22 protein-coding genes are annotated in these 16207 nt (G+C 34.8%); 18 read left to right on the top strand and 4 right to left on the bottom strand.

The annotated features are described in order from the left end of the window. The first annotated feature begins 22 nt into the window (after nt 1-22). The 3 genes from MP477_RS05870 to msrA all read left to right on the top strand — a co-directional run bounded on the left by MP477_RS05870 (nt 23) and on the right by msrA (nt 3115). Nucleotides 23-1234, top strand: coding sequence for a PepSY domain-containing protein (locus MP477_RS05870; protein ID WP_257189567.1), 1212 nt, complete (start codon nt 23-25; stop codon nt 1232-1234). A gap of 79 nt (nt 1235-1313) precedes the next feature. Beyond that, nucleotides 1314-2282: an ROK family protein gene (locus MP477_RS05865; protein ID WP_230032879.1), complete on the top strand. Its 969-nt coding sequence runs from the start codon at nt 1314-1316 to the stop codon at nt 2280-2282. Nucleotides 2283-2560: 278 nt separating this feature from the next. Next, nucleotides 2561-3115 carry a peptide-methionine (S)-S-oxide reductase MsrA gene (gene msrA / locus MP477_RS05860; protein WP_257189566.1) on the top strand — a complete coding sequence of 185 codons (555 nt, stop codon included), beginning with the start codon at nt 2561-2563 and terminating at the stop codon, nt 3113-3115. A gap of 56 nt (nt 3116-3171) precedes the next feature. Here msrA and MP477_RS05855 read toward each other — a convergent pair whose 3' ends face one another. Next, entirely contained in the window at nt 3172-4011 is an 840-nt protein-coding gene (locus MP477_RS05855; protein ID WP_230032887.1) for a hypothetical protein, read from the bottom strand. A gap of 380 nt (nt 4012-4391) precedes the next feature. Here MP477_RS05855 and MP477_RS05850 point away from each other — a divergent pair, with 380 nt between their 5' ends. The 14 genes from MP477_RS05850 (at nt 4392) to MP477_RS05785 (ending at nt 13519) form a co-directional block, all read left to right on the top strand. Next, entirely contained in the window at nt 4392-4598 is a 207-nt protein-coding gene (locus MP477_RS05850) for a hypothetical protein (RefSeq protein ID WP_230032889.1), read from the top strand. Nucleotides 4599-4603: 5 nt separating this feature from the next. Beyond that, entirely contained in the window at nt 4604-6328 is a 1725-nt protein-coding gene (locus tag MP477_RS05845; RefSeq protein WP_257189565.1) for a tetratricopeptide repeat-containing sensor histidine kinase, read from the top strand. Continuing rightward, nucleotides 6321-6983, top strand: a complete 663-nt coding sequence (locus tag MP477_RS05840) for a response regulator (RefSeq protein ID WP_257189564.1) — start codon at nt 6321-6323, stop codon at nt 6981-6983. Before MP477_RS05845 ends, MP477_RS05840 begins: the two co-directional genes overlap by 8 nt. Nucleotides 6984-7124: 141 nt before the next feature. Continuing rightward, nucleotides 7125-7388: a hypothetical protein gene (locus MP477_RS05835; protein WP_257189563.1), complete on the top strand. Its 264-nt coding sequence runs from the start codon at nt 7125-7127 to the stop codon at nt 7386-7388. Further along, nucleotides 7360-7647 (top strand): membrane protein insertion efficiency factor YidD, encoded by a 288-nt coding sequence (gene yidD, locus MP477_RS05830; protein ID WP_257189562.1) that lies wholly within the window; start codon nt 7360-7362, stop codon nt 7645-7647. Before MP477_RS05835 ends, yidD begins: the two co-directional genes overlap by 29 nt. A 5-nt stretch (nt 7648-7652) precedes the next feature. Further along, entirely contained in the window at nt 7653-7991 is a 339-nt protein-coding gene (locus MP477_RS05825; protein ID WP_257189561.1) for a YegP family protein, read from the top strand. A gap of 4 nt (nt 7992-7995) precedes the next feature. Continuing rightward, complete coding sequence (locus MP477_RS05820; RefSeq protein WP_257189559.1) at nt 7996-9066, top strand: type I restriction endonuclease; 1071 nt, start codon at nt 7996-7998, stop codon at nt 9064-9066. Nucleotides 9067-9076: 10 nt separating this feature from the next. After that, nucleotides 9077-9595 (top strand): SH3 domain-containing protein, encoded by a 519-nt coding sequence (locus MP477_RS05815; RefSeq protein ID WP_230032902.1) that lies wholly within the window; start codon nt 9077-9079, stop codon nt 9593-9595. Between the two features lie 17 nt (nt 9596-9612). After that, nucleotides 9613-10239 carry a PH domain-containing protein gene (locus MP477_RS05810; protein ID WP_257189558.1) on the top strand — a complete coding sequence of 209 codons (627 nt, stop codon included), beginning with the start codon at nt 9613-9615 and terminating at the stop codon, nt 10237-10239. 3 nt (nt 10240-10242) lie between these two features. Then, nucleotides 10243-10458: a TM2 domain-containing protein gene (locus MP477_RS05805; RefSeq protein WP_257189557.1), complete on the top strand. Its 216-nt coding sequence runs from the start codon at nt 10243-10245 to the stop codon at nt 10456-10458. Nucleotides 10459-10460: 2 nt separating this feature from the next. Beyond that, nucleotides 10461-10862 carry a DUF6804 family protein gene (locus MP477_RS05800; protein ID WP_230032907.1) on the top strand — a complete coding sequence of 134 codons (402 nt, stop codon included), beginning with the start codon at nt 10461-10463 and terminating at the stop codon, nt 10860-10862. A 5-nt stretch (nt 10863-10867) separates the two neighbouring features. Beyond that, entirely contained in the window at nt 10868-11275 is a 408-nt protein-coding gene (locus MP477_RS05795; protein ID WP_230032909.1) for a hypothetical protein, read from the top strand. A gap of 6 nt (nt 11276-11281) precedes the next feature. Further along, a complete protein-coding gene (locus tag MP477_RS05790; RefSeq protein ID WP_257189556.1) occupies nt 11282-12622 on the top strand; it encodes a beta-carotene 15,15'-monooxygenase in 1341 nt (446 codons plus the stop codon). A gap of 9 nt (nt 12623-12631) precedes the next feature. Beyond that, nucleotides 12632-13519: a hypothetical protein gene (locus tag MP477_RS05785; protein ID WP_257189555.1), complete on the top strand. Its 888-nt coding sequence runs from the start codon at nt 12632-12634 to the stop codon at nt 13517-13519. A gap of 59 nt (nt 13520-13578) precedes the next feature. Here MP477_RS05785 and MP477_RS05780 read toward each other — a convergent pair whose 3' ends face one another. The 3 genes from MP477_RS05780 to MP477_RS05770 are packed head-to-tail and all read right to left on the bottom strand — an operon-like array spanning nt 13579 to nt 15464. Then, complete coding sequence (locus tag MP477_RS05780) at nt 13579-14028, bottom strand: GNAT family N-acetyltransferase (protein WP_257189554.1); 450 nt, start codon at nt 14026-14028, stop codon at nt 13579-13581. Continuing rightward, nucleotides 14021-14644 carry a ribosome biogenesis GTP-binding protein YihA/YsxC gene (gene yihA / locus MP477_RS05775; protein ID WP_230032918.1) on the bottom strand — a complete coding sequence of 208 codons (624 nt, stop codon included), beginning with the start codon at nt 14642-14644 and terminating at the stop codon, nt 14021-14023. Before yihA ends, MP477_RS05780 begins: the two co-directional genes overlap by 8 nt. 58 nt (nt 14645-14702) lie before the next feature. Beyond that, nucleotides 14703-15464, bottom strand: a complete 762-nt coding sequence (locus tag MP477_RS05770) for an alpha/beta fold hydrolase (RefSeq protein ID WP_230032924.1) — start codon at nt 15462-15464, stop codon at nt 14703-14705. A gap of 272 nt (nt 15465-15736) precedes the next feature. On the opposite strand from MP477_RS05770, the gene mraZ reads away from it, so the two are divergent. Then, complete coding sequence (gene mraZ, locus MP477_RS05765; protein WP_047489740.1) at nt 15737-16195, top strand: division/cell wall cluster transcriptional repressor MraZ; 459 nt, start codon at nt 15737-15739, stop codon at nt 16193-16195. The last annotated feature ends 12 nt before the right edge of the window (nt 16196-16207 follow it).

The following is a 16207-nucleotide window of genomic DNA, read 5'->3' as shown; positions in this document are numbered from 1 at the left end:
TGCTTTAGTTTTCCATTGCGATATGAATAAAAAGCATCATCATAAAAAAAAACCGGGATTCTTTAAAAAATGGTCTGCAAAACTGCATCTGTGGTTTGGGCTCGGAATAGGGTTTTTGATTTTTATTATCTCCATTACCGGCGCATTGTATGTCTTTAAAGATGAAGTGGAAAATTTTACCCGTAAAGATGTCATTTACCATCAGGAACAAAATATTGAGCAAAAGCAGGTTCTTCCCATCAGAGTGATGGAAAAATCTGTTGCAGAACAGGTAAAAGAAAAATATCCTGTCCATTGGGTCAATATTCCTATCGATAAAAAGCTGTCTTATGTGTTCTACTGGTATGAACACAACACGGATGCCTGGAATTATTTTGATGAATTTCCCGTCTATAAAGCAGCCTATGTCAATCCTTATACAGGAAAGGTACTGAGGGTATATGACGAAAAAAACGGCTTTTTCAATATTGTAAAAATGATCCACTGGAGCTATCTTTTAAAACAGGACTGGGGAACTTATGTGGTAGGAATACCGGTTATTATCTTTATCATAATGCTGATCAGTGGGATTATCCTGTGGTGGCCAAAGAATAAAGCAGCAAGAAAACAACGTTTTGCATTGAAGTGGAAGAACATCAAGAGCTGGAAAAGAAAGAACTACGATCTTCATAATGTCTTAGGATTTTATGCTTCCATCTTTGCTTTAATTTTTTCTATAACCGGCTTATTTTATGCTTTCTTTGTGGTTCAGGCTATGATCTACGTACTATTCTCCGGAGGGGAGACAAAATATCCTGATTTTTCACACATCAAAACAAAAGCGCCTATTGAGCTGAGAACAGAGGGAACTTTGGATAAAGTCATCAGCACTGTACAACAGAAATATCCGGATTCTTATGGATTTGCTATAGATCTTGGCCACGAACATATGGATGACCATGAGCATCCCAACTTTGAGGTATACGTAAAACACCTTAGTTATTCTTACCACAAAAGCAGCAGTCTGATCTTTGATGAAAACTCCGGAGAATTGCTCCATACCCATGATCAACAAGATAAAAACTTCGGTGAAAAAGTAGTGGGATCCAACTATGATATTCACGTGGGATCCATTTTAGGTCTTCCTACCAAGATTATTGCATTTATTGTCAGTCTTATCTGCGCATCACTTCCGGTAACAGGATTTATGATATGGTGGGGCCGGAAAAAGAAAAAACCGTTAAAAACAGTCTAAATTTTTAAATAAAATTGAGTTCTTAATCCATTAATACAATCTTTTTTATAATTTTAGCCCCTAGAATTTAATAATAGAGATGTCATTAATAGATTTATCAAAACAAGTTGCCCTGGGAGTTGATATCGGCGGAACCAATACCAAATTTGGAGTAGTCAATCATCGTGGAGAAGTTCTGGACAAAGGAAACCTTAAAACCGATGCCTATGACAGAGTGGAAGATTTTATCGATGCTTTATATGAACACGTTTATCCTTTAATGGAAAAACACGGGACGGAAAAAAATTTCGACGGAATCGGAGTAGGCGCACCTAATGCGAACTATTACAAAGGCACCATAGAACTGGCTCCCAATCTACCCTGGAAAGGAGTTATTCCTTTTGCTGAGCTGATGACAGCCAAGTTCAATTTACCCTGTACGGTTACCAATGATGCTAATGCAGCAGCGTTAGGTGAAATGCTTTTCGGAGCAGCAAGGGGAATGAAAGATTTTATCATGATCACGCTGGGAACAGGTGTAGGAAGTGGAATCATTGCCAATGGAAGCTTAATCTACGGACATGATGGCTTTGCCGGGGAATTGGGACACACTATTGTAAAACCAGGTGGAAGAAAACATTGGAGTACAGGTTCTGAAGGAAGCCTGGAAGCCTATGCCTCTGCCACAGGAATTACAATCACTGCTAAAAAAATGAGGGCAGAATTTGCAGAGTCTATGCTGAACCAGTATCCTGAAGAGGAAATTAATTCTAAAACAGTATATGAATGTGCATTAAAAGAAGACCCCATTGCTATTGAAGTCTTCAGATATACAGGACAAAAACTGGGTGAAGCACTGGCTAATTTTGTGATGTTTTCTTCACCACAGGCCATCCTTTTATTCGGAGGGGTAATTAAGGCGGGAGACTTTATCTTAAAGCCTGCAAAACTTCACATGGAAAGAAACCTTCTTCCTATCTTTAGAAATAAAGTAAAATTAGTATTCAGTGAACTGGACGAAGCAGATGCAGCCATCTTAGGAGCAAGTGCGTTGGTTTGGGAAAAATAACTGAACAAACATTTTATCATACAAGCAGTCCAAATGGGCTGCTTTTTCTTTTTTAGGAACCATAGATGACACTGATTCTCACACATGATTGAGGTTTATTTTTTGTACTCGTTGGGGTCAATGAGACTTAAAATCATTTGCTATATCTATAGTTGTAATTTGAGTTTAAGACGTTAAATTACGCTCAAATGAAAAACTTTTTCATAATTTTGATTTGCTTTTTTAACGCCCTTCATGGGTAAAGAAAAGAATATTTAAATGACATAATTACCCTAACAATGGACAACAATAATTTAGAACAGATCATCTTTGGTGGCGGATGTTTCTGGTGTGTAGAAAGCTGCTTCAATATGCTGAAGGGTGTTGAGTCTGCTATTTCAGGATATTCCGGCGGACACAAGGAAAATCCCACTTATGAAGAAGTATGTACCGGAACAACTGATCATGCTGAAGTAGTACAGATTACTTACGACCCTGCCATTATCTCTTATGAGCAACTGATGGATGTTTTCTTTTTCCTTCACGACCCTACCCAGCTGAACCGTCAGGGGAATGATATCGGAACCCAGTACCGCTCAGTGATTTTCTATAAAGATGATGCCGAAAAAGCTAAAGCTGAAAAAGCGATCAAAATATCTCAGGGATCAGGAAGATGGCCAGGAACCTATGTTACTGAACTGGCCCCATTCGAGAAATTCTGGCCGGCAGAACAGTATCATCAGGGATATTATAACGTCAACCCTAATCAACCTTACTGCAGTGCTGTGGTAGGTCCTAAAATACAGAAATTTAAAAAGCATTTCGGAGAACTGGAAATGCTGAATATCGAGTAACCAAAACAGAGCGGAGAGAAATCTTCGCTTTTTTTTGTATAAAATATCTGTAAAAACTATTCCAATACCTCTATAGAATCTTTATGCTCACCTGCATATTTATAGATGATGAAAGGAGTAGATTTTCTCAACTCCCTTCCGTTATCGGGGTCTATACCATCCTCCGTAAAAAACTCAACCCCATTATTGTATTTGGAATACCATGTTTTCCCAAGTGCGTTGAATTCCGTCAGGGTATCCTTTCTGGTGATTTTTTTAAAATACTGGAATTTATGCTCATTCATTGCTACAATAGTAAGCCCCGGCCTGATATAGCTGCTGTCCGTTCCCATATATCTTTCTCCATCCCAATACATATATTTTTTCTCAATACCCGGTTTTACAGGAGCTAAAAATGAGAGCCCTGCCTTTTTGTTATTAGAAAAAACAACACTTCCCGTAACAAGACATAATAATAGGGCAATTTCCATAATTCCCAACCCATTCTGCTTGATATACTCAGGTATTTTAAAATGCTGTTCGTTGGTAATATTGATGACAAGCTTGGAAATTTGTTCCGATATAGATTCTTCATCTTCATCCACCTTAATCTTTATCGTGGTTTTATTAGCCTGTTCATCTTCTTTCGTGAAAGTCCGGGAGAAGTCTGCAAAATCTTTATACCCCAGGTACTGACTGAGCTTGTCAAGCTTAAAGGACTCAATATTTATTTTATCCTTAATTTCTGCCACATAGGCATCATAATACCTTACAAGAGTTTTATCTGCAATCGTAAAATAGAGTGTTTCCTCCAGGTGTACGCTTAAAAAAAGAGCTATTCCATTTTTCTTTTCCTTTCCGGAATCCTCTTCCCCCTGCCTGAATACCTCATGAATTAGTAGTTTTATTTTGGACATATATAGTTTTTATCAGTCTTTACAAAATAGATGATTTCCCATCATACCACATTACGGATTTCCGTAAGTCTATCCTGTCCATTTTCTGTCTATCGATGTCTATGTCTTGTCTAACACCTGCTTCACTTCTTGTCGCATCTTTGCTTCAGAAAATCAGTGATAAACAAAACATTACAAAAACAAATTTACAAAACTGATTTCAAAATCACCAGATAAAACGGAGGAAAACTCCGGGTTGGGAAGCAGATGTTTCTCCTCCGTTTTTGAAGGTTCACTTCCCAAAAAATTAAGAAGCGCTTCGAAATTTTAATGTGTACAGCCTGAGATCAAGATTTCTCAGGAGGAAGAAAAACAATTTCAACTTCAAAAATTTTAAGGAAATGATCCAGATTATACTAATGCTATTCGGTTTAGCATTCTCAAATAATAATGCACATACAGCAACAGGTGATAATGACGCAACAGTAATAATGTCAATAACAGAAGACCCAATTACAGACGGAGGCGGAAACGGAAATGGTCACGGAAACGGAGGAAACACAGGAGGAAATACAGGACAAGTTCCACCCCCTTATAGCCAACCTTAATCATTATGAAAGAACAGATTGTACAATCTGTTCTTTTTCTTTACTTTGGATACTACAAAGTAATCTCCATGAAAAAACTCTTTACTATCTCCTTATCAATCCTATTACTCTCCTGTAATAGCAAAAAATCAGAAAAAGAAAGTATTACAGATGCTGAAGTTTATTATAAAATAGCTAAAAGTGACACAACTGGTAACCCATTCTATTACTTTAACATGGCTAAAAACTTGTATTTTGAGGCAAAAGACTCAACCGGAGTTGCTAGAGCATTGGTAAACATGGCAATATTACAAGAACAAAAAGGAGATTACTATGGAAGTATTGAAACCTCTCTTGAAGCCGATCGTTATTTAGAAAATAAAACAGACAATATAAGTTTGCGAACATCAGCTTCAAATTTTAATAACATGGCGATCTGTTCCTCTTATCTTTATGACTTTGATAACTGCATCAAATATTATAAAAAGGCTATTCAATATACCAATATTAAAGAAGATAAGTATATGTTTCAAAATAATCTCGGAGCAGCTTTGATCACTTTAAAAAAATATAAAGAAGCAATCAAAAACATACAACTAGCGCTGCCAACAACAGACAGTCTAAAATACGCAATGGTCATCAATAACTTAGCAAGAGCAAAATATTATGATGATAAAAACTACAATCCTCTTTTTGAATTTAATAGAGCGCTGGAAATAAGGAAAAGAAATAATAGCAGCATAGATGAGAATTCAAGCTATGCTACATTAGCTAATTATTATTTTTATTCTGACAAAAAGAAAGCGTTGTACTATGCTCAGCAAATGCTGAATACTGCTAAAAAAAATAAGAGTTTCGAGGATCAGCTCCAGGCATTACAAAAAATAATAAATCTAACTCCTAATAATAATTTGGTCTATTTTGAAGAGTTCCAAAAATTAAATGATAGTGTACAAATTGCAAGAAATAAGGCAAAAAATCAATTTGCAACAATAAGGTACGATGTAGAAAAAAAGAATACAGAGAATCAAACATTAAAATTCCAGAAAGCAGAGAAAGAAGTTCAGCTCCTCTATCAAAATATTGGTATAGGTGCTCTGTCTTTATCCTTAATTGGTGGCTTATTTTGGTACAGAAGAAGGAAAAAAAGGCTTCAGCAGGAAAAGGAGCTTGAAGTAAAAAACACGCAACTGAAGATGTCTAAAAAGGTTCACGATGTGGTAGCCAACGGGCTTTACCACATGATGATTGATGTTCAGAATAACCCTAACATGGACAAAACAAGAATTCTTAACGATATTGAAAAAATGTATGAAGAATCCAGAGATATTTCTCATGAGAATATGGCAGAGAAAGATTTTGCATTACGCTTTATCAATATGATGACCTCCTATTCTTCTGATGTGCAGAAGGTTTTACCTGTAGGATACAAAGAGAGTATCTGGGAGAATATTTCATATAATACACAGCTTGAGGTTTACTATATTTTGAGAGAGATTCTTGTGAATATGAAAAAACACAGCCACGCAAAACTAGCTTCTGTAAAATTTGAGAAAGACAATCATTGCTTAAAAATAAGATACACAGATAACGGCATAGGAATCAATGATTTAAACTATCAAAAAGGGACAGGAATCCATAATACGGAAAACCGTATTGAAAGCATAGGAGGAGATATTATTTTTGAAAAAAATCCTACAGGTGGATTAATTGTTCGAATAACCATTCCAATACAACCAAAATATGTTTAAAAAAATCCTTATAGCCGAAGATCACGAAGTCAGGAATCTAGGAGTTGTAAATACACTTACAGAATTACAGATTCAGAATTTTGATTTTGTAAATTATTGTGATGATGCCTTACAAAAAATAAAAACAGCAGCTACAAACAATATTCCTTACGACTTGTTAATTACAGACTTATCTTTTGATAAAGATCATATAGAGCAAACCATTAATTCCGGTCAGAGGTTGATCGAAGAGGTAAAAAAAATTCAACCTAGTTTGAAGATTATTGCATTTTCGATAGAAAAGAAACCTAAAATCATTGATGATCTTTTTAAAATACAGAATATCAATGGTTTTGTAAGCAAGGGAAGAAATGACGGTAAAGATCTAAGAAATACAATTAAGAAGGTTTTTTCCGGTGAAACCGTTATTCCACAAGAGATTTTAAATTCTATCCGAAACACATCCTTTGGGTTTACAGAATATGATGTAACCCTTATTGAGCTTCTTTCTAAGGGGTGGAAACAAAGTGAAATTGAAATATATTTTAAAGAAAATAAAATAACCCCTGACAGCAGAAGTGCCATAGAAAAAAGGTTAAATGATCTCCGCTTTGAACTTGGAGCCAAAAACAATATTGAATTGATCGTTATATGCAAAGACATTGGCATTATATAACTTGTTATTTATTAAAAACTAAAAACCAACCTTTCAGCATTTCTGGAAGGTTTTTTTATGAAGTAATTTCAGTTTATGGTTTTCCGTAATGGATCAAGATGTAATGCTCATATTTTTGAAGTGTTAAAACAATACACAATTATGGAATACAAAGTAATACCATTTGTTGCAACTGCCAATCAACAAAATATGAGTGCAAAAAATATTGCAGAGCAACTTGACAATTTAATAAAAATTCATACCAATGACGGCTGGGAATATGTAAGACTGGAAAGTGTATCTACCTATATACAACCTGTTGATGGCTGCTTTGGTCTTGGTCAGAAACCAGGCTATATGACTTCATATCAAATGGCTGTTTTTACAAAGGAAGAAAATGAAAAGCCTGCTAATTCTTCTTATTAAAATGTATTGGATGGTAATTCCTCCAGCAAAAAGAAGGAAATGCATTTTCAAAATCAGCTGTTCCAAATACGTCTACGAAAGAACAATCAATGATGGATTTATTTCAGGGTTAAAAGCGTTCAAATACCGTTTTAAAAACTGCAGATCTGGTGCTTACATCATAGAAAATCTTTCTGGAGAAATTCAAATCATTTTACCTAATCAAGAAGTTCTTAATGAAACGGAAGTTTCAGAAAGATTCATTAAAAATAAAAAATAGTAATCATGGGAAAATTTGTAATCACACAAAGAGTCAACAACGAGTATCAATTCAATCTGAAAGCCGGAAACGGAGAAATTATTTTAACCAGCGAAGGATATGTCCAGAAGGCGTCATGCCAAAAAGGAATAGAATCTGTAAAAGTCAATTCACAGGAAGATTCAAGATATGACAGACGCAAGGCTGTAAATAACAAAGATTATTTTGTTCTTAAAGCCAGAAATGGAGAAATTATTGGTAAAAGCCAGTTGTATAGTACAAAATCTGGTATGGAAAACGGAATTACTTCTGTAAAAAATAATGCTGCTAGCGCAGAAATCATTGATGAAACTTTAAAAAATTAAAACCATGGATCTTAAAATAAAACTGGAACAGTTACATCAAAAAGTAACAGGCCTAAAGGAGCAAATTGGTACTGAAGAAGCTACAAAAAACGCCTTTGTGATGCCTTTCATACAGATCCTGGGTTATGATATTTTCAATCCTACTGAAGTTGTCCCTGAACATGTTTGTGATATCGGAACAAAGAAAGGAGAAAAGGTAGATTATGTAATCAAAAATAATGATGAACCCATTTTCATTATTGAATGTAAACATTGGAAAGAAAGTGCTGATGCCCATAATTCTCAGCTCCACAGGTATTATCACGTTTCGAAAACCAGATTTGGAGTTTTAACCAATGGAATAGTTTACAACTTTTATACAGATTTGGAGAAGCCCAATATCATGGATGAAAAACCGTTTTTCACTATTAATATTGAAGACCTAAAAGACAGTTCCATTAAAATTCTGGAAAGCTTCACAAAGAAAGATTATAATCTGGAAAGCATTCTCGATTCTGCAGAAGCATTAAAATACATCAAAGCCATCAGAAAAGAATTCGAAAAAGAGATCGAAAATCCGTCTGATGAAATGGTAAAGCTTTTAGTGAACCGTTTTTTTGAAAAGCCTTTAACAGCAAATAGAATGGTTTCTTTCAAAGAATATGCTAAAAAAGCTTTAACGACTTCTATTAATGAATCCATCAGTTTTCGGTTAAAATCCGCATTGAGCATTAATGAACAAATAGAAAAAAGAGAAGATGATATAAAAACATCACAGCCTATCGATGAGAATAATGATTCTAAAATTGTCACCACAGAAGAAGAGCTGGAAGGATTTCAAATTGTAAAAGCCATTCTGAGAGAGAAAATTCCGTCTTCGAGAATTGCATATAGAGACACTTTATCCTACTTCGGGATTCTGTTGGATGATAACAACAGAAAGCCACTTTGCAGATTACATTTTAATACAACGAATAAATATTTAGAAACTTTTCACAACGGAAAGGAGGCGGGAGAAAAGGTTCTATTAAATACTCTTGATGAAATCTACAATTATAGGGGCCAACTTCATCAGACATTAGAAAATTACTTATAAAATAATACCCATGAAAAAATTAATCCCATTCATCGTACTTTCTTTCAGCTTATTTCTTTTAAATGCTTGCTTTAAAGCCAATGACAACATAGGACACTTTGGAAGATGTACGGGTTCTGCCTATTGCACCGCCTGTTCAAATTGTTCAGGGTGCGGGCACTGCAACAGTGGTGGAACTTGTGGTGTCTGTCGTGGCGAATCTTCTGGAAGAAACTCATCTTCAGGCAGCTCCACTAAAAGTAAATATAAAAAACACAAATCTTCAGATTCTTATAAATCCTCAAAAATTGAATCTGGTAAGCCGCCAAAAGTATTTATTGATAAGGTTAATATTAGCTCCAGCAACAGATATATGGCGGGAATTGAAGCGATAAATATTTACGAAAGACCATCATTTAAATCTAAAGTAATAACAACCGTTCCCAAAAACACCCAATTGATTCAGCTTGCAAAAGAAGGTTCGTGGTACAGGGTGCAGGTAAAATCAAGTGAAAAAAAAGGGTACATCTTCAATAAAAACATACAATAATCAAAAAACAAAATAATATGAACTTAAAGAAATTCTTAAATGAAGAGCAGGATCCTCAAGCTGTTGAAAAGCTTTTAGGAAGAATCAACAGCCTTCTTACCTTACAGGAAGCTGTAGAATATATAGCTGTTCAAAAGAAACCTGTTATCAATTTATCTCCTGATTGTATTGCCTTAACTAACAGAAGAATTATTTTCTGCAGGCCAAAAACCTTCGGCTTATCAATGGATTTTCAGGATTACAGCTGGGTAGATGTAGCGGATTGCCACATCAAAGAAGGCATTGTTGGTTCTACATTTATCATGAGAACAACATCAAACTATACCAATACGATGGATTATCTTCCAAAAAATCAAGCCAGAAAACTGTATCAGTTTGCACAGGAAGTGGAAGAAAGAATGCGCGGTTTACGAAGAGAAAAAAATCTTGAAACTTTGAGAGCTTCTGCAGGAGGCGTAACCGTAAACAATGCCACTCCTATTATCACACCATCTCCACAATTTCAGCAGGAAAAAAAGACATTGCTGATAGAGAATGAAGATCCTTTTGCCTTATTGCAGAAATTAAAAGATTTAAAGGAGAACGGAATAATTTCTCCTGAAGAGTTTGAAATAAAAAAGAACGAAATTTTAGCAAGAGTTTAAATTATGAAATCAAAATCTACCACCGCTTTACTTGCATTTTTCCTGGGAGGATTAGGCATTCACAGATTTTACTTAGGCCAAACTGTTATGGGATTACTTTATCTGGTATTTTGCTGGACTTTCATTCCCGCATTAATTGCATTTTTCGATTTCTTCATTTTTATTTTTATGTCTGAAAACCGGTTTAATTCTAAATATAATCTCAAAACAGGATTTTAAATATGAAACCATTTCTCACCTTCTGTGCGCTATGTTGTTTCATCGGTATTTTCAGACTTCCTATAGAATATTATACTTTCCTCAGAATTCTTGTTTCCATCGGAGCTTTACTGGTTTTATACAATACTTTAAGTCTTAAGCAGCATTATTTCAGTATAATTTTTCTTGTCATTCTCATTCTTTTCAATCCTGTGTTTCCGATTTATCTGTATCGGAAAAACATTTGGATACCGCTTGATGTTATAACGGGAGTTTTATTTTTATTGATCAATTTCGTAAAAAAAGCAGAACACACAGAGGAAGAAGAAGCTACCGAAGAAATCTCAGAACAATCGGCACCAATACATCAAAGAACTGTTTCAAGAGACAGAATCATTAATCCTAAAAAAACAAAAGAAGAATAACCATCATGGAAAACAATCAAATAACGGAAAACCTCAAAGCTCACTTCTTAAGGTTATATCAAATGGCCATCTGTGATGATGATTTCAGTGCTTTAGAATTAAAAATGCTATACAAATGCGCGGAAGAAAGAGGAATTTCATCAAAAAATCTGGACGAAATCCTTTTAAACCCGATCAATTTAAAATCATTAATTCCGAAAACTATTGAAGAAAAAGTAGATTATCTGTATGATCTCACAGTAATGATATGGGCGGACGGAAGTGTTTCTCCGAACGAATATTCTGCAATGCAAAAGTATGTTCTGATGTTTGGTTTTTTGGAAGAAAACGTAACGGCAATTGTAGATTATCTCATTGAAGCCGTAAAAATCGGAAAGAATAAAAGTGAAATTTTATATGAATTAAAAAATTAACTCATCATGGATACCATCAGTATAAAAAATTTATTTAAATTAAAGTCTGTTCCCATAGAGCCTAAGGAGGAACTGTTTTCTAAAAACGAAGCCGCTCTGAACGAGGAATCTTCCGAAGAAAGCAGGAAAAGAACCTATCATGAATCCGGGTACAGAGACAGTTCGCGGACCAGCGGAAACCACTCTACTCTATCCATCTGTCTTGACGCCGTTTACTCAAAATTTCAGAATGAGGAAAAAGAAATGGTTGAAAAACAACAAAAACTGAAAGAATCTTATGTCAACGAACAAAAAAACAGAGAAACAGAAATCAAGGCATTAAGCGTATCACAAGAGACAAAAGAGGAACAGCTGAAAACAAAAAACATAGACATTGAAAATCATCAGCACACCATTGAAGCCTTAAAGTCAGAAATCCTTGATCTTCCGAGAAATCCCGAAAAATACAATGTAAAAGCAACAAGAGGTGCCTCCACAAAGTTTTGGATCGGAGCAATTCTTCTGTTTCCTATTAGTTTGTATTTGTTCACGTTTTATATTTCAACTTCCTATTCCGCTTTCTTTAAAAATTTTGATGCCAAAAGTACCGTAATCCAAAGTGTTTTGGATGCACAGGCTTTCAGCAAAGCATGGAATGAAGGAGTTATTGAAGGAGCATTTGTTACATTAATTCCGTTTGTATTTTTGGGATTAGGTTTTTTGGTTCATATGTTCGGTGAAAATAAAACAACGGCCAATTACATCAAATTGGGATTATTATTCATTGTTACTTTTGTTTTCGACTCCATTTTAGCCTATGAAATTGAATCAAAATTATATGAATTAAATAAAACTTTTAATTCTCCACCTTTCGATCTTACTATAGCTTTTACCAAAATTCAGTTTTGGGGGATCATTTTCGCAGGATTCATTGTATATATTATCTGGGGAGTCGTTTTCGATTTTGTAATGAAAGAACACCGTGAAAAAGACAAGATCAAAAACGAACAGGAAATCAGACAGAAAAAAGTTGAATTCTTTCAGGAGAAGATCAGTGTTTTGAAGAAGGAAATTGAAGAAATTCTTGCCAACATCGGAAGTATAAAAGAATCTGTTATCAAAACACGGGGTAGAATTGAAGAATTACAGAATATCATTGACGGAGTCATAATTCCAACTAAAGACTACAAACTGTATGCTTCAGAGTATGTTCAAGGCTGGATAACTTTTATTGGTGAAAAAATCGCAGTATCAAGAACGGAGAAACAAATAATGATTGATGACTGTATTGCAGCTTACAATACCAATCTGGAAACTGTGGGTGCTAATTCCGACAATCAAAATTTAGTTTATTTATCATCTTTATAATCGTAAAATATGAAAAAGATATTCTATTTATTAATGATTATTTCTTTGGTTTCCTGCTGTAAAGACAAAAAAATTGGGACAAATGAAGAAAAGAAGAATTCTATTATTGTTGATTCAAACAATATCAATGTCAGTATATTAATTGATTTGTCAGATAGAATTGATCCTGAAACAAATCCGAACCCTACAATGGAATATTACCAACGCGACACGGAATATATTAAAGCTATTGAAAGGGGATTTTTAAATCATATTAAATCAAAAAAAATAATTACTTATGATGATCAGATGCAGGTTTTCTTTAACCCGGAACCTTCTGACCCGAAAATGAATGACTTCACAAAAGACTTAAAAGTTTCTTTCAACAGGGATATTCCAAGAAGTTATTTTGATTCCGTAGAGAAAAAGTATGCAGAACTACCCTTAAACATTTATCAGTCGGCTATAAAAGACAAATCATTTGTAGGTTCTGATATTTGGGAGTTTTTCAAAAACAAGATCAGCGATTACTGCATTAAAGATGATCACAGAAACATTCTGTTTATACTGACTGACGGATATATGTATCATGATGATTCTAAATTTTCGGAAAAGTCAAAAACCTCTTATTTAACACCTAACTTAATAAGGTCACAGAAGCTTACTGCTTCTGATTACAAAACTGTCATTGAGAAAAATGAGTATGGCTTTGTAAAAGCAAATGATAATCTTAAAAACTTAGAAGTAATTGTTCTCGGCATCAATCCAAAGAAAGGCAATCCATTTGAAGAAGGTGTGATTAAAGAATACTGGGAAAATTGGTTTAAAGAAATGAAAATCAAAAAATACCAGATCAAATCTGCCGACCTTCCGTCCAATCTTGAACCCATTATCTTAAAGGCTATTTCAGGAAATTAAAAACAGGCCTATATAGTTAATTATCTAAAAAAGCGAAGAATAAATTTCTCCGCTTTTATTTATTTTCTAATCATTTCCGTGTGCGGAATATCATCTTCAAGATATTTTTTGCCCGTATCCACAAACCCGAATTCAGAATAAAATCTCAGCAGGTAATCCTGAGCTGAAATTTTAATTTCAGAGGTATGAAAACGGTTTTCTATGGTTTCTACAGCATATTTTATCAGCAGTTTCCCCAGGCTCTTTCCTCTGGCCTGTTCTGTGGTTAAAACCCGTCCAAATGAAGTCTCATCATACTTGATCCCTTTATCAAAAACACGGCAGTATGCAAGAACCTGGCCTTCTTCTTCGGCCCAGATATGTACTGCTTTCTGATCATAATTATCCAGATCAGGATAAGGGCAGTTCTGCTCAATAACAAAAACATCGATGCGTGCTTTTAATACTGAATACAACTCAGGAACCGTAAACTCTTCAAAAGTTTTAATTTTCCAGATTATATTACTCATCGAAACTTACATGATTATTTATTAAAAATTCATTCGTTTTTTGGATGAAATTCAGAATCTCATCGCAGCCTGATTTCTTTTCCGCAGAAGTCACATAAAGTTCCGGTAAATCTGCCCATGTTTTATACAGCTCATTTTTATAGTTCTCTACATTCTGAATGGCTACATTAGGTTTCAGCTTATCAACCTTTGTAAAAACAATAGAAAACGGAACTCCGCTCTCTCCGCACCATTGGATGAATTCCAAATCAATCTTTTGAGGGCTGTGTCTGGAGTCTACCAATACAAAAAGATTAACAAGGTTTCTTCTGTTTAAAATATAATTGGTAATCAGCTTTTCAAAATCTTTTCGCAGAGATTTTGAAACTTTAGCATAACCATACCCCGGTAAATCCGTAAGATACCAGTTTTCATTCACAAGAAAATGATTGATAAGCTGGGTTTTTCCCGGAGTCTGTGAAGTTTTAGCCAGATCTTTATGATTCATCATGGCATTGATCAATGAGGATTTTCCTACATTAGATCTTCCGATAAAAGCATATTCCGGAATATTCGGTTCAGGGCATTCCTGCCATTTTCCACTACTCTTTACAAAATCTGCTGTCTTAATAATCATTTTGAATATATTTTAGAAAAATAAACCATTAAGAAGTTCTTAATGGTTATTTATGTATTTAAACTTTATCTTTTACCCAGCTATAGAGAATTTCGTTGAATTCATCTGGCTTTTCCATCATGGCAGCGTGCCCACACTGATCTATCCAAAATAAATCTGAATTTGGGATAAACTTGTGCATGTCTTCGGCTACTTCCGGAGGAGTTACATTATCCTGTTTTCCCCAGATCAGACAGGTAGGTGTCACTATCTTGGGAAGATCATTCAACATATTGTGTTTAATAGCACTTCTGGCCAGCATGACGGTTTTTATTCCCTTCATCCGGTCATTAACTACCCCGAATACCTCGTCTACAAGATCTTCAGTGGCAATTTTAGGATCATAAAAAACTTCTTCCGTTTTCTTTCTGATATAAGAACGGTCATTTTTTCTGGGAAAACTATCCCCGAATGTCCTTTCATACAATCCTGAACTTCCTGTCAGAACAAGATTTTTCACCAGATCCGGTCTTGCCAATGTTAAAATAAGCCCTACATGACCTCCCATTGAGTTTCCTACAATAGTTACCGGTCCCGAAATATGGCTTTCTATAAACTTGATAATATATTTTGCTATGGTGGTAAGATTCGTATTGAGTACCGGCAGATCGTAGATAGGCAATTGAGGCACGTACACCTTAAAACCCCTGTCCGAAAAAAAATCTACCATTTTATCGAAATTACTCAAACCACCCATTAACCCGTGCAACAGCACCAATGGATGTCCTTCTCCCGCCTCTACATAGGAATATTTCTTTTCTTTTTTTGTACTAAATATCATAAAACGCTTTAATGAAGCTTTGCAAAAATACAAATTAAACCTCAAAAATATTTTGATTATCCTAATTTAAGATAAAAATAATATAATATTCTCCTTTTTAACTTTTTTTTTCGAAACCTCTTTATTATGGCCTGAATAACACATTTAGCAACACATTCCAGGTCAGGCATTTATACAATCGAAATTCAATCTTTAATAAAACTTATTAACATTGAGTCAAAAAGTGGGAAAAAGTGGGAAATTTTGGAAATTATTATATAAATTTGTCCCAAATGAAAAGTTTCATTGGAACATATGAGTGTAAAATTGACGACAAAGGCCGCCTAAAAGTTCCTTCATCTTTAATCAAACAGATGGAAAACTTCGACGATAAGGCGTTTGTAGTCAAAAGATCTGTGTTCCAACCTTGTCTGGAAGTCTACCCTATGAATGCATGGGATAAACTGATGGGCAAAATTAATAAACTGAACAGATTCATAAAAAAGAATGCTGATTTCATACGAATGTTTACAGCAGGCGTAAAAACAGTAGAGTTGGATAATGCTGGAAGATTACAAATTTCAAAAGACCTGACCCATTTCGCAAATCTTCAGAAAGATATTGTGATTACCAGCGCCGGGGAGCTTTTTGAAATTTGGGATAAAGAGGCTTATGAAAAGGTAATAGCCACCAACGAAACTGATTTTGCAAGCCTTGCTGAGGATGTAATGGGCTCTTTCGATGAAGAATAGCTGTGATGGTTA

Source organism: Chryseobacterium sp. WG23, from assembly GCF_024586575.1.
In the GTDB taxonomy this organism is placed as follows: domain Bacteria; phylum Bacteroidota; class Bacteroidia; order Flavobacteriales; family Weeksellaceae; genus Chryseobacterium.
Note: the sequence above shows the minus strand (reverse complement) of the source record. Positions and strands in the feature narration are given on the sequence as shown.